14 protein-coding genes are annotated in these 13,186 nt (G+C 39.4%); all 14 read right to left on the bottom strand.

Features of this window, described 5'->3' with window-relative positions:
• Positions 1-6 precede the first annotated feature (6 nt).
• Positions 7-921, bottom strand: a complete 915-nt coding sequence (gene era / locus JSQ81_RS01095) for a GTPase Era (protein ID WP_212605917.1) — start codon at positions 919-921, stop codon at positions 7-9.
• On the bottom strand, positions 905-1,315 hold the full coding sequence (locus tag JSQ81_RS01090) for a cytidine deaminase (protein ID WP_212605916.1): 411 nt from the start codon (positions 1,313-1,315) through the stop codon (positions 905-907). The genes era and JSQ81_RS01090 overlap by 17 nt, the downstream gene beginning before the upstream one ends.
• A 16-nt stretch (positions 1,316-1,331) precedes the next feature.
• The gene (locus tag JSQ81_RS01085) at positions 1,332-1,682 is read right to left on the bottom strand and encodes a diacylglycerol kinase family protein (protein WP_249336596.1); all 351 of its coding nucleotides are present in this window, start codon (positions 1,680-1,682) and stop codon (positions 1,332-1,334) included.
• Positions 1,683-1,686: 4 nt separating this feature from the next.
• Positions 1,687-2,157, bottom strand: coding sequence for an rRNA maturation RNase YbeY (ybeY, locus tag JSQ81_RS01080; protein ID WP_212605914.1), 471 nt, complete (start codon positions 2,155-2,157; stop codon positions 1,687-1,689).
• 21 nt (positions 2,158-2,178) lie between these two features.
• The gene (locus tag JSQ81_RS01075; protein WP_212605913.1) at positions 2,179-4,305 is read right to left on the bottom strand and encodes an HD family phosphohydrolase; all 2,127 of its coding nucleotides are present in this window, start codon (positions 4,303-4,305) and stop codon (positions 2,179-2,181) included.
• A gap of 81 nt (positions 4,306-4,386) precedes the next feature.
• On the bottom strand, positions 4,387-5,346 hold the full coding sequence (locus JSQ81_RS01070; protein ID WP_212605912.1) for a PhoH family protein: 960 nt from the start codon (positions 5,344-5,346) through the stop codon (positions 4,387-4,389).
• Complete coding sequence (locus JSQ81_RS01065; protein WP_212605911.1) at positions 5,339-6,433, bottom strand: sporulation protein YqfD; 1,095 nt, start codon at positions 6,431-6,433, stop codon at positions 5,339-5,341. The genes JSQ81_RS01070 and JSQ81_RS01065 overlap by 8 nt, the downstream gene beginning before the upstream one ends.
• Positions 6,423-6,680, bottom strand: coding sequence for a hypothetical protein (locus tag JSQ81_RS01060; RefSeq protein WP_212605910.1), 258 nt, complete (start codon positions 6,678-6,680; stop codon positions 6,423-6,425). Before JSQ81_RS01060 ends, JSQ81_RS01065 begins: the two co-directional genes overlap by 11 nt.
• 49 nt (positions 6,681-6,729) lie before the next feature.
• A complete protein-coding gene (locus JSQ81_RS01055) occupies positions 6,730-7,197 on the bottom strand; it encodes a hypothetical protein (protein ID WP_212605909.1) in 468 nt (155 codons plus the stop codon).
• A 61-nt stretch (positions 7,198-7,258) separates the two neighbouring features.
• On the bottom strand, positions 7,259-8,263 hold the full coding sequence (floA, locus tag JSQ81_RS01050) for a flotillin-like protein FloA (RefSeq protein WP_305849473.1): 1,005 nt from the start codon (positions 8,261-8,263) through the stop codon (positions 7,259-7,261).
• Positions 8,264-8,265: 2 nt separating this feature from the next.
• Positions 8,266-9,606 (bottom strand): NfeD family protein, encoded by a 1,341-nt coding sequence (locus tag JSQ81_RS01045; RefSeq protein ID WP_212605908.1) that lies wholly within the window; start codon positions 9,604-9,606, stop codon positions 8,266-8,268.
• Positions 9,607-9,808: 202 nt separating this feature from the next.
• A complete protein-coding gene (rpsU, locus tag JSQ81_RS01040; protein WP_210469026.1) occupies positions 9,809-9,979 on the bottom strand; it encodes a 30S ribosomal protein S21 in 171 nt (56 codons plus the stop codon).
• A gap of 175 nt (positions 9,980-10,154) precedes the next feature.
• Entirely contained in the window at positions 10,155-10,826 is a 672-nt protein-coding gene (deoC, locus tag JSQ81_RS01035; protein WP_212605907.1) for a deoxyribose-phosphate aldolase, read from the bottom strand.
• Positions 10,827-10,910: 84 nt separating this feature from the next.
• On the bottom strand, positions 10,911-12,269 hold the full coding sequence (gene mtaB, locus JSQ81_RS01030; protein WP_212605906.1) for a tRNA (N(6)-L-threonylcarbamoyladenosine(37)-C(2))-methylthiotransferase MtaB: 1,359 nt from the start codon (positions 12,267-12,269) through the stop codon (positions 10,911-10,913).
• Positions 12,270-13,186 lie beyond the last annotated feature (917 nt).

Here is a 13,186-nt window from a genome sequence, read left to right as displayed (position 1 = left end):
ATATTCTTAGTATTCATCGTCATCGAAACCGAATTCTTTCAAACGACCCGGTCTGTTACGCCAGTCCTTTTGCACTTTTACCCATAGTTCAAGAAAAACTTTTGATCCTAATAACATTTCGATATCGTGTCTTGCTTTTGTTCCGATTTCTTTGAGAAGCGCGCCTCTTTTTCCTATCACAATTCCTTTTTGCGAATCCCGTTCAACGATTATTGTGGCCATAATATTAATCATGTCACGATCTTTCTCACGCTCTATTTTTTCTATCACTACGGCAATTGAATGTGGAATCTCTTCCCGAGTTAATTGAAGAACTTTTTCACGGATGAATTCGGAAATGATAAATCGTTCAGGGTGATCTGTTACTTGATCATCTGGATAATACTTGGGGCCTTCAGGTAAGTATTTTTTTACCGTTTCAAGTAAACGATCTGTATTATTACCGTTTAATGCGGAAATTGGAACGATTTCAGCAAAGTCATACTCTGATTTATACGAAACAATGGTCTCTAATAAGCTATCAGGATGAACTAAGTCAATCTTATTAATAATTAGGAAGACAGGCGTTTCTGTGTTTTGAAGCATTTCGATAATGAACCGATCGCCTGGTCCGATTTTTTCTTCTGCATTTACCATGAACATAATGATGTCGACTTCTCTTAATGTATTACGAGCCACTTTAAGCATGAAATCGCCCAATTTATGTTTTGGTTTATGTATCCCGGGCGTATCGATGTAAATGAGTTGAGAATCGTCAGTTGTGACGACTCCTTGAACTTTATTTCGAGTAGTTTGCGGCTTATCGCTCATAATTGCTATTTTTTGCCCAACTACATGATTAAGAAATGTTGATTTCCCGACGTTGGGTCTACCGACAATCGCGATAAAACCAGATTTGAATGTGTTACTGTTTTCTTGCATATGCAAGATCCTCCTTTGAGAATGCACCTGGAAGCAATTCTGCCACTGTCGTTTCCATTACATCACCTTTTAAATTTGTTAAATATACCGGCATCTCGCCATCGCAAAACTCTGCGATTACTTGCCTGCATGCACCACAAGGCGATATTGGCCCATCGGTATCACCCGTAACGGCAAGAGCTTTAAATGATTGAACTCCTTCAGAAATAGCTTTGAAAAACGCCGTCCTTTCTGCGCAGTTCGTCATGCTAAATGCAGAGTTTTCAATGTTGCAGCCATGATAGACAATTCCATTTTCCCCGAGTAATGCCGCCCCGACCGGAAATTTCGAGTAAGGTACATAGGCTTTTTCTCTTGCCGTTTTTGATTCAATAATAAGTTTTTCTTGATTCATGAAATCACTCCTCCAGTTAAGGTATCCATTTTGGAATAAAAATCAGTAGACCGATAACAGCACTAAAAATTGCAAAGATTAAAACTGCGCCTGCCGCGAGATCTTTCGCTTGTTTAGCGAGTGGCAAACGCTCCATAGTCACTAAGTTTACTACTCGTTCAATCGCCGAATTTAGCAATTCAAGTGATAGCACACCGCCAATTAACACAAGAATTATATACCATTCAAAATCTGCCAGACCTGTTAATAATCCTGACAAAATCACGATACCTGCAGCGATAAGATGGAATTTAAAATTGCGCTCGGTCTTTACTGCATGAAGAATTCCTTCAAAAGCATAGCGGAATGCCTTTATAAAGTTCTGCATATGACTATCTCTCCAACCCATAGGAATGAAGAATTTCTTTTTGTCTTCCGAACATCTTCACTTCATCTTCTTTGGTTAAATGATCATAACCGAGCAAATGTAAAAAACCATGAAGTGCTAAAAATCCAATTTCACGGTTTATGTCATGCCCGTACTCTTTTGCTTGATGCTCGGCCGTATCGACTGAAATAATGATATCGCCAAGCACAACAGGGATTCCTTGTTGTGCAATGATTGCCACTTCGCCTTCAGACATCTCCTCTAATGCAAAAGAAATGACATCAGTCGGTTGATTCATACCGCGATACTCAGCATTCACCTTTGTTATTTCATCGTCAGACATAAAAGTCACTGACACTTCCGCTTCTCCTGAAATACCTTCTTCACTAGCAGCGTGTTTCAAAATATTCGATACTAATTGTTGAATTTCATCATTGATTGAATCGGTCTCATCAATCAAATAAATTTCTAGCATTTTTAGTTCCTCCCTTCGCACCTATTCCGGGTATTCAATTCGATTGTGAAAAATACCATTTAATGTTTCACACATTGCACGTTCGACCTTTTTCAGTTCTTTCATAGATAGATCACATTCATCAAATTGGCCATCATTTAATTTGTCAGAAACGATTGTGCGCACAAGGGATGCGATTTTCTCGGATGTTGGCTCTTTCATTGATCTGACTGCGGCTTCGACACTGTCAGCGATTGAAATAATAGCAATTTCTTTCGTTTGCGGTTTGGGGCCCGGGTATCGGTAGTCTTCTTCATTTACATCATCGCCTAATTCACGCGCTTTAAATACAAAAAACTTCAATAAACTCGTACCATGATGTTGTTTCGCTATCGCAATAATTTCTTGTGGCATTTTATGCCTTTCCAATAGCTTTGCCCCGTCTTCAGCATGCGCAATAATAATCTCTCGACTTTTCTCGGGCGGCAACAAATCATGCGGATTTTTGTCAGTATGTTGATTTTCAATAAAATAACCAGGTCTAACGGTTTTACCGATATCATGATAATAACATCCTACACGTGCTAGAAGCCCATTTGCGCCAATTGATTCACAGGCGGCATCTGCTAAATTAGCAACCATTACACTATGATGATAGGTCCCTGGTGTTTCAGTTAGGACTCTTTTTAACAATGGATGATTTGGGTTTGAAAGTTCAATTAAGCGAATATCCGACAATATGCCGAAACCGGTTTCAAAAAATGGCAATAAACCAATCGTTAATGCACCTGAAATGAGGCCCGAAGTAATGGCGGCGACCGCATAAAAGACCAATTCCGTTAAGGTATAAGAAGTTTGAGTCATAAGTAAATAGAAAGCTAGAAACAGTAAATTGGATACGGCAACTCCTAAACTAGTCCCTAATATAGTCGATCTGCGACTAACATTGCCAAGTAAATAAAGGCTAGTGAGCCCACCAAATAATATGTATAATGCAACTTCCATTTGGATAATGGCAGCATATCCATCTTGCAGAATAATTCCGGCTGTTGCCGCAGTCACAATCGTTATCGTAAGCGCCAGTCGTTCGTTTGTCAGCAACTTAACCAACATAGATGCTAGTGCGGTTGGGAATAAAAAAGCGATTAACAGATCAAATTCAGGCTCAATTAGTGAGATTAACTTCATAATGACAACTTGAAGGAAGTAAACAACTAGAATAATAACAAGTGATTTCCTTTTCGCCAACGTATTTTCTTGCCACGTGCTAAAATGCATAAAAATAACGGAGCTGATAACAAAGATGAATAAAATAATGCCTGCCATCGGTTTCACAGGAGACTGATTGGTTAATAGTCCAGCAATTTCTAATTGACGATAAACTTCATTATCAATCACTTGGCCTTCACGGACGATAACCTGTCCTTGCAATATTCGAATTGGTTCAACTGCAGCTTTCGCTTCTTCGATTCTAGCTTTGGTCAACTCTTCATTAATTATTTCTGTTTCAACAATTAGCGTACGTGCAATGGTTATGACAGGCTGTTTTATTGTTGATGGAACAATATTCGCCATCCGCATTTTATTTTCAATATCATATTTTTTAATCGACAATTCATCTGACCGTATTTTATTCATCAATTCAAAACCGATTGCATCCATGACAAAATCCCGCACATTTTCAAGAACAACCACATCTTGGCTTAGAAGACTGATGATAGACTCTTCATCCAATTGTAATTCTGGTTCCTCTTCTTCTAGAAAAGACAGTTTCTCCCGGACATCTTCAATGGACTTTTTCTGAATAACCAGAGGTGCTTTGGGTTCAATATCATCAGTCTCAATACTTTTTTTCACTTCAATAAAAAAATTGAAAATATTTGCCGCAATTGCTTGTCGATTATTAGCGACATCTTCAGAAAATTGATACACGGGTGTTACTTCATTTGCCGCACGTTCTTTTTCTAGTTCTGTTTTAGTAGTATCCTCTACTGTTTTAATAGATCGAATCGCTTCGGATGCAATTTGAAAACGTTTAATTTCGTACGTCTCTTTTTGTACATTTCCATACATGATAAAAAAGAGGGCGAGTGAAAATAGAGCGATTATAAACAGTGAAAAGTATTTGAATTTTAAAGCATTGATAAAGTCTCGTATAGGCTGCATCATTAGATCTCATCCCCCGAAATCACGCTATAGGCGCTTTAGCACCCTTTTTTTATATAACATTTGAACTAAAATCAATGGCAGTTACGATGTTTGTTCTTCTTCATACGCTTCAATTATTTTAGCGACAAGTGGATGTCGCACAACATCGCCTGCCTCCAAATATTGAAAACGAATATCAGAGACATTTCTCAAGATAGTTTCCGCTGCTATTAAGCCCGAATCCATGCCCCGCGGCAAATCAATTTGCGTTTTATCTCCTGTTATAATCATTTTAGAGCCGAAACCTAAGCGCGTGAGAAACATTTTCATTTGCGCTTTTGTCGTGTTTTGCGCTTCATCTAGAATAACAAATGCATCATCCAAGGTACGGCCTCTCATATAAGCAAGTGGGGCAATCTCAATCACGCCGCGCTCCATAAGACGTTCCGTGTGTTCGGCGCCCAGTACAGCGTGTAGTGCATCGTAAAGAGGTCTTAGGTATGGATCCACTTTTTCTTTTAAGTCTCCCGGAAGGAAGCCTAGGCTCTCACCCGCTTCAACAGCTGGCCTTGTTAATATAATGCGTTTTGCAGAACCTGACTTCATTGCATGAACAGCCAATACCACCGCGAGAAATGTTTTCCCAGTTCCGGCTGGCCCGATACAAAACACTAAATCTCTAGAACGAATTGCTTGAATATATTCCCGTTGTCCAATCGTCTTTGCACGAATTGCTTTTCCATTGACGTCACGCGAAATTTCTTCATCATAAAGTTCGGAAAAATATTCGATTGTCCCGCCCTTCACCATTTCGATTGCTGTGGCGACATCACGTTGGTTTATATTGATCCCTTTTCGTATAACTTTGATTAGCTGTTCAATCAGCGCGCGACCCATTTCCTGATTTTCAGCATCTCCGTTTAATGTTATCGAATCGCCTCTCGTCATTATCGAAAGACCAAGCTCCTCTTCAATCAATTTCATGTTTTGATCAGAATTCCCTAAAAGCATTACCGCTTCATTGGGGTCTTCAACATGCAGTTGGATTAATCGTTCAGTCATTTGCTTCAGTCTCCTTGGCTATCGGTCTTTTCATAGCGATATTATCATTTATAAGAAACAATATAGTCCCTTTAACTTTATCATTATCGAATGAGACGTGCAAAACTTTATTATCTTTTATCGTCGCCTCATGTCCATATTCAGCTGATAGTTGATTTTTAATCAGTTCCAAGATGATAGTCGTTTCCATTCCTTCAACCAATTCAAATTCGGTGTTAACCTCGCTGATCGTCCTTTTTGTAGTGAACAACTTCCAAAATTCAGTTGTATTTTTGTTTTTCAACGGATTTTGAAATATAAATTCAACTTTTTCTTCGCCTTGCACCGTGTATTGAACTCTTTTCGGCAAACTAAATTTATACTCTACCCAAAAATCTGCAAATACAGCGCCTTCAGCCCCGACGACAACCTTTTTATCGCCTTGTTCAAGTATACCCGTTGCCAATAAATCCCCTTTTTTAACCGTCATATAAGTATGTCCCGTACGTTCCCCTCGTGTTAATGCAAAACGCGTAATCATCCCGCCTGTTCGGGCTACTAGGTCAGACGGCGGCCCCTCCTCGATGGAATCAATATCAGATGCTGGCGAAAGCATTGGAATAACGGTTAAAGATACCCCGCTTCGCTTAAATCTTACCCAAGACAATGACGGATCATCCTGCATTAAATACCGACGAATTTCATCTTCATTTGGAATTAGGGAAAGAGGACGAAAACGAACAATTGATGCTTTGTCTAATTTACCTTCAATTCGTTCTGCTACTTCAGGAACATCTGATTCCACATTAACGGACCAAAGAATAAACGAAAACGCTAAAGGGATAAAAAGCGCAATTAAAAAACGAAATGAGTTAAATAGTGCGGCTAAGCCGGCGTCACGATCCGTTGTTGTGATTTTTACTTTCAATCCATATCGTCTTCGATACTTCCGGACATTTCGAACCCCTTTACGGTCTGTACGAAAATCCACTACACCATCCGTTATTGTTAGTAATGTTATAGTTGTCCCCAAAGATTTAAGTTTTGTAAGAAAAGTCGTCACATTTTTGTTTTTTGCAATACGTATTGTATAGCGCTTAGAGATCATAACGATTTACCTCATTATCCAATTTGGCAATTGTAACTGATTGAATCGAATCAAATGAGATTATTGCAATTTCCTCTGATAATAAATCAATTAATAATTCATCCCCGGTGGCTTCAATGACGTAATTCCCGCTTTTCACTTTGGCAAAATCTGGTCCAAGTGTTACAAGCTCACATGGGCCGTTGATTTGTATTGAAGAAAATTCATTAATCGTAATTAAAGATCCTGTATTAAATAATTTTTTCAAATAATAAACCCCCTGTACATATCTTATGAAATGTACAGGGGATCAATGATTAGCGTTTAGACTTTGGCGGACCAAAAATTTCGGAAAAAATAACACCTTTAATTAAATCATCTTTGCTTTTCGGCACTAACGATTCAAGGACTATTTCTTTTTTGACAATTTCATCCGTATTTTTAGCATGACCTCTTGTAGACTTTCTTCCTTTAAACGTTTCACGACGTTCTCTTCCAGTTGTTTTCTTTGAAACCTCCGCCGTAGATTTCGGTTGAATAGTAGGCGGAGTCATTTGTGTTCTTTGCGGAGTTTGTTGCCTTTCAGTTTCCTGTTGAAATTCACGTTGTATTTCTTTATACATTTCAGTAGACACTTCTTTAAATTTCCTTACAGGACTGCCCGTTTGTTTTTGCCCGGCAGCGAAAGGTTTCGCCTCCGATTCCCCGGATGACTTGGCGTTTTTTTTACCGCTAAAAATAGCCCCAAGGATTGCAATGATAATGATTGGAAGAAAACTTTCCATTTATAACATCCCCTTTCCGGGAATTAGTACTAATCAAGCGAACACTGAAAATCGCAAGGTTTTATTGATTTTCTGTATCTGGGTTTTCAGTACCATATTTACTAATTGAATCCCGCATGCTTGTGTCAGATTGGACATTTTTATAGTTCATGTAGTCCATAACGCCAATATTCCCTGAACGAAGTGCATCTGCCATCGCCATTGGTACTTCTGCTTCAGCGCTAACAACTTTAGCACGCATTTCTTCAACTCTAGCTCTCATTTCTTGTTCGTTTGCAACAGCCATTGCACGACGTTCTTCTGCTTTAGCTTGTGCTATTTTCTTATCTGCTTCAGCTTGTTCAGTTTGAAGGTTTGCACCAATGTTCTCTCCGACATCAACGTCTGCGATATCAATTGAAAGAATTTCGAATGCAGTACCTGAATCGAGACCCTTTGATAGGACAGTTTGCGAAATCAAATCTGGATGCTCGAGAACTTCTGCATGAGTCTGTGCAGCACCGATTGTAGAAATGATACCTTCACCAACACGTGCAATTACAGTGTCTTCACCAGCTCCACCGACTAGGCGGTCGATATTTGCTCGAACTGTAATACGCGCTTTTGCTTTTACTTCAATCCCGTTTATCGCAACACCTGCGATAAATGGTGTCTCGATTACCTTTGGGTTTACGGACATTTGAACCGCATCAAGAACGTCACGGCCTGCTAGGTCAATAGCAGCTGCACGTTCGAAAGGTAGCTCGATGTTTGCACGGTGTGCAGCAATCAGAGCGTTCACGACACGGTCAACGTTCCCTCCTGCAAGGTAGTGACTTTCAAGTTGACTGATTCCAACGTCAAGTCCCGCCTTATGTGCTTTAATCAATGGAATAACAATTCGATTCGGAATAACCCGACGAAGACGCATTCCTATGAGTGTAAATATACTAACGCGGACACCAGCAGCCATTGCCGAGATCCATAGTGTTACTGGGACTAGTGTGAAAAATATCGCCAAAAGTATGATTACAACAAATACAACAGCGATAATTCCGAACATACCTGCATCAATAGCAAAATCCATTATTAAATTTCCCCCTTCTCTTCTGATTCTCGTACAACTACACGAGAACCTTCAACCTTTATAATGATAACACTTTTTCCTTTGTCAATGTAACTTCCATTGGAAACCACGTCAATTCTTTCACCATCTAACTCAATTGTACCCGCTGGTCTTAATGGCGTTGAAGTCTTTCCGATACGTCCAACTAATTCTGTCCGGTTGACGTTTGAAACATACCCACTTTCAGTATCGGTAGCATCCATAAGGACAACTTTATTTAACAGGTGTAATTTCTTTCCGAAAAACTTGATAATAATCACCGTCCCTATTGCAGCAACGACAAGCGCAATTAATACGTAAATAGCCATATTCATTGGATTGCCACCTGCTAATATAATACTGCCGATTATCGCCATTGCACCAAGAATACCCGCAATTCCACCGGCTAAAAAAACCTCAGCGACAATGAGTCCGACACCCACAACAAATAGTATAATCGACTCATATCCCGCCAACCCAGCTACAAGATGGCCATAGAAAAAGAGTAACAAAGAAACAATTCCCATCGTTCCTGGCACACCGAATCCCGGCGAATACAATTCTACCACAAGTCCAAGACCTGCCAATGAAAGCAAGATTGGAACGACTACTGGATGCGTGATAAATCTAGCAATTCTTTCCGATATTGTTTCTTCTGTTGAAATTACTTCAGCATTTTCATAACCGGTCACCTTCAATAACTCATTAAATGAAGAAACTGTTCCTTCACTATATTTAACTTCTTCGTCTTCAGCATCACTTGCAGTAAGTGTTAGTAATTTGCCAACTCCCGCTCGATATTGGGGAAAATCATAAGAATCATCTACCATTGCCAACGCATAGTCAGGATTGCGATTGGAGGATTCAGCAGCATTTTTCATAGCTGCCTTCCATGCGCTTTCGGCTTTAGCGTCCGCCGCGTTTCCAGCAGAATCGATAACCGCCGCCGCTCCGATACGTCCATTAGGCGACATATAGATCTTATCCGCATGTAAAGCCAAGAATGCGCCAGCAGACAAAGCATCATCATTGATATACGCAATTATTTCCATTTTCTTTTTCGTGGTGTCTAATAATTTCGCAATTTGACCTGCTGCATCTACAAATCCGCCTGGTGTATTAATATCGAGAATAATTGCCTCTGCGCCAGCTGCTTCAGCTTCAGAAAAAGATCTTTGCAAAAACTCATGCAGACCCTTTTCGACCACATTTTCAATCGGAACTTTATACACTTTTGTAGTCTTAGCGTTGGACTCCATGAAAGGTAGCGTTATAGCCGTGACAAAAATAACGAAGAGGAGCAATCTTCTAATCAATATATTCATCATAAACCTCCCCTCTATACCTATACTTAATTATAGCTTTAATACGGATGAAAAGGCTAAAAGTTTCACTTTATTTAAATTAAAGTGTTTATAGTATTTGAAACGTAGACAAATAACCGGAAAACCCTTATTGGATTTTCCGGTTTAGCATTCAAATCTGATGATCAATTTACAAACTTAACAGTAGAGACGTATACAAGTATTAACGACGCTTTCTTGCAGCCTCAGACTTTAATTTGCGTCTCACGCTTGGCTTTTCATAATACTCACGCTTTCTTGATTCACGTATTTTTCCACTTTTGGAAACGTCACGTTTGAAACGTCTAAGAGCGTCTTCAAGCGATTCGTTTTTACGAACGACAGTTTTTGACATATCTCTTGTCCCTCCCTCCGAACACACTTGGATAACACGGCCAAGTGCCATGTACCTAGATATTATACCTTATTAATTTGGAGTGGTCAATATTAATCTTTAAATCAATCACAAATCATACTTTTATGTAATTGTGTCCTATTTTCAACATCGACCAATTACCTCTGCATGGGGCTTAATAATCTGTTTCTGATTTCAAACCGCTCATAATTTGAACTCCAGAGCTTGCACCTATTCTTGTGGCACCCGCATTAATCATCTTTTGCATATCTTCGAAACTACGAACACCGCCAGAAGCTTTCACTCCTGTTACAGGTCCAACTACCGCTCGCATTAATTTGACATCCTCTTCAGTTGCTCCGCCTGTAGAAAAGCCAGTTGAGGTTTTCACAAAGTCGGCACCGGCAACGACAGCTAGTTCGCACGCAGTACGTTTTTCATTGTCAGTTAATAAAGATGTCTCAATGATTACTTTCACAATCGCTTTATCTTTTGCGGCTTCAACAACAGATGCAATATCTTTTTTGACAGTTTCGTCGTCTCCATCGCGCAATGCGCCAATGTTAATCACCATATCGATTTCTGTGGCGCCATTTTCAATTGCATTTTTCGTTTCAAATGCTTTTACTTCTGAAGTCGATGCACCTAGTGGAAAACCAATCACCGTACATACTTTTACTGATGACCCTTCAAGTGCAGCTGCTGCTGTCTTCACCCAAGTTGGATTGATACAAACTGAAGCAAAAGAATACATTTTAGCTTCTTCGCAAAGTTCTACTATCTCTTCTTTTTTTGCATCTGCTTTAAGTACAGTGTGGTCGATAAATTTAGCAAAATCTTTATTCATTTAATTTTCCTCCTATAATTAGGCTGTACATTTACAAGTAAAAAGCTGTACTCTTCCATGGTTGAGTACAGCAATCTAATCTAGTTAAACAATTGCTTCCTGTTCTTCGATAACTCGAACGTACTGTCCTTCATTGTAAGGGTAACCAGCTTTTGTCAGTTTTACACGAACAATTTTACCTATCATCGTTTCATCAGCCGGGAAAACAACTTTCAAATAATTATCCGAATAACCTTCATAAAGACCGCTTTCGGCATCTATTTTATATCTCTCTTCTGGAATAACTTCCAATACTTCGCCTTCAAAAGAAGAAGCATATTGTTTTGCAAGTTGGTCATTCAATTCGATTAATCGATGAACACGTTCATTTTTAACGTCCTCATCTATTTGATCGGTCATTCGTGCCGCGGGTGTGCCTGTTCGCATGGAATACGGGAAAACATGAAGTTCCGAAAATTGTTGGTCACGAATAAAATTATACGTTTCCATGAACTCTTCTTCTGTTTCGCCAGGAAATCCAACGATGACATCCGAAGTAATCGCAAGATGCGGTAATGCCTCTCGGAGACGGTCAAGACGTTCTGCAAAAAATTCCATCGTGTACTTTCTACGCATCCGCTTCAACACCGTGTTCGATCCGGATTGGATTGGAATATGTAAGTGGCGAACGATGATTGATGAATTATTTAAGACATCGATAACTTCGTCAGTCAATTGACTTGCTTCGATGGAACTAATACGGAGACGTTTTAATCCTTTAACTTCCGATTCAAGGTCACGCAATAATGCCGCTAAGTTATAATCTTTTAAGTCTTCACCATACCCACCTGTGTGGATGCCAGTCAAAACGATTTCCAAATAACCAGCGTCGACCAATTGCTGAGCTTGACGAATTACTTCTTGCGGATCACGAGATCTCATTAAACCGCGTGCCCAAGGAATAATGCAAAATGTACAGAAGTTATTACAACCCTCTTGAATCTTAAGGGACGCACGAGTGCGGTCAGTAAATGTAGGGACATCTAATTCTTCATAAACACGGTTCTTCATAATATTACGAACTGCGTTTATCGGTTGACGTTCTGCCCGATATTCAGCAATGAGACCTAATAGTTTTGAGCGATCTTGCGTTCCAACGACAATATCAACGCCCGGAATCGCCATTATTTCTGCAGGCGAGGTTTGTGCATAACATCCCGTCACACAAATAACCGCATCCGGATTATTTCGTATTGCACGTCGGATTACTTGCCTGCTTTTTTTATCTCCTGTATTCGTAACAGTACATGTGTTAATCACATAAACGTCAGAGTTTTTATTGAAATCCTCACGATTGTAGCCGGCATCTTTAAAAAGTTGCCAGATTGCTTCTGTTTCATAATGGTTTACTTTACATCCTAATGTGTGGAAAGCTACGGTTTTCGGAAGCTCGTTGTTACTCATATTTATTTATCATCCTTTCATTACGCTCAATAAAAATCATGACTTATCCTATAATATCACAATTGTGCCTAATGAGCATAACGCAACCTTACTAGAAAGTAAAAACGGTCTGCAAACTTCAAAAAAGCCCTGCTTGTTAGTTGATACTATAAGAAATTGGCGAACGTGCGAACACGGCTTTCTTCGAAGGCAAAGTTATAATTTATTAAATAACTACCAGGGGATAGTTGGAAAGAATCCAAGTATCCAGAATAGGAAATTGGTTAAATCCGATTCCGGTGTGGTATGGATCGTGTTCAAAAACATGATTACTTATTTGTGTGAAAAACGGGACGGTGTACCTGTCAGAACAGGGTGAAATACACAACATTAGATTGTTCTTCCTCCGGTGAGTATTTTAAAAGGATACTTCCCATCCCTGTGCAACATTGTACAAAACTTTGAGAAGACCTAGATCCGTGCCCACGGCGTAAGTCTAAACATCCCCGAGGCCGGTTTCGATTATATCCCTTAAACACTGTTAGATCAATAGTTCTTATAAGCCTTGTGTAAAATTGTTTTAGTTTATACTTTTGTCCGCTTACTCTTTCGGTTCAGTAAGCGTTTTTTATACAACGACTTCCCTGATATTTCTGTTTTCTCAACTTACTCATTTTCCTTAACCCACTCATTCAACCACTCAATTTCCTCGAAGGACAAGTTCTGTTCTTCTTCTTCTGTTTCTCTTTCTATTACATGGTGCCAATTCGCTTCTTCCCATTCAATTTAATCCGACTAGAGAACTAATGAACCATGCGAAAGGCACGAATGGTATTAACTGATTTTTATAAGGCGACAACTCATTTAATAACGGGTTCGGTTGATGGGGAGAAAAAATCAATTAATAACGTAAATAACAGGTTAATCAGCATATATTT

The organism is Sporosarcina sp. Marseille-Q4063, assembly GCF_018309085.1.
Classification (GTDB): Bacteria; Bacillota; Bacilli; order Bacillales_A; family Planococcaceae; genus Sporosarcina.
This window is presented reverse-complemented; position numbering and strand designations above follow the sequence as displayed.

What these genes read in the sequence shown, in the direction of transcription:
- JSQ81_RS01070 (WP_212605912.1), bottom strand. Translation starts at nt 5,346, where the DNA reads ATGACTGAACGATTAATCCAACTGCATGTTGAAGACCCCAATGAAGCG.
- JSQ81_RS01090 (WP_212605916.1), bottom strand. Translation starts at nt 1,315, where the DNA reads ATGAATCAAGAAAAACTTATTATTGAATCAAAAACGGCAAGAGAAAAA.
- deoC (WP_212605907.1), bottom strand. Translation starts at nt 10,826, where the DNA reads ATGAATAAAGATTTTGCTAAATTTATCGACCACACTGTACTTAAAGCA.
- JSQ81_RS01085 (WP_249336596.1), bottom strand. Translation starts at nt 1,682, where the DNA reads ATGCAGAACTTTATAAAGGCATTCCGCTATGCTTTTGAAGGAATTCTT.
- era (WP_212605917.1), bottom strand. Translation starts at nt 921, where the DNA reads ATGCAAGAAAACAGTAACACATTCAAATCTGGTTTTATCGCGATTGTC.
- JSQ81_RS01045 (WP_212605908.1), bottom strand. Translation starts at nt 9,606, where the DNA reads ATGAATATATTGATTAGAAGATTGCTCCTCTTCGTTATTTTTGTCACG.
- floA (WP_305849473.1), bottom strand. Translation starts at nt 8,263, where the DNA reads ATGGATTTTGCTATTGATGCAGGTATGTTCGGAATTATCGCTGTTGTA.
- JSQ81_RS01055 (WP_212605909.1), bottom strand. Translation starts at nt 7,197, where the DNA reads ATGGAAAGTTTTCTTCCAATCATTATCATTGCAATCCTTGGGGCTATT.
- rpsU (WP_210469026.1), bottom strand. Translation starts at nt 9,979, where the DNA reads ATGTCAAAAACTGTCGTTCGTAAAAACGAATCGCTTGAAGACGCTCTT.
- JSQ81_RS01075 (WP_212605913.1), bottom strand. Translation starts at nt 4,305, where the DNA reads ATGATGCAGCCTATACGAGACTTTATCAATGCTTTAAAATTCAAATAC.
- JSQ81_RS01065 (WP_212605911.1), bottom strand. Translation starts at nt 6,433, where the DNA reads ATGATCTCTAAGCGCTATACAATACGTATTGCAAAAAACAAAAATGTG.
- mtaB (WP_212605906.1), bottom strand. Translation starts at nt 12,269, where the DNA reads ATGAGTAACAACGAGCTTCCGAAAACCGTAGCTTTCCACACATTAGGA.
- ybeY (WP_212605914.1), bottom strand. Translation starts at nt 2,157, where the DNA reads ATGCTAGAAATTTATTTGATTGATGAGACCGATTCAATCAATGATGAA.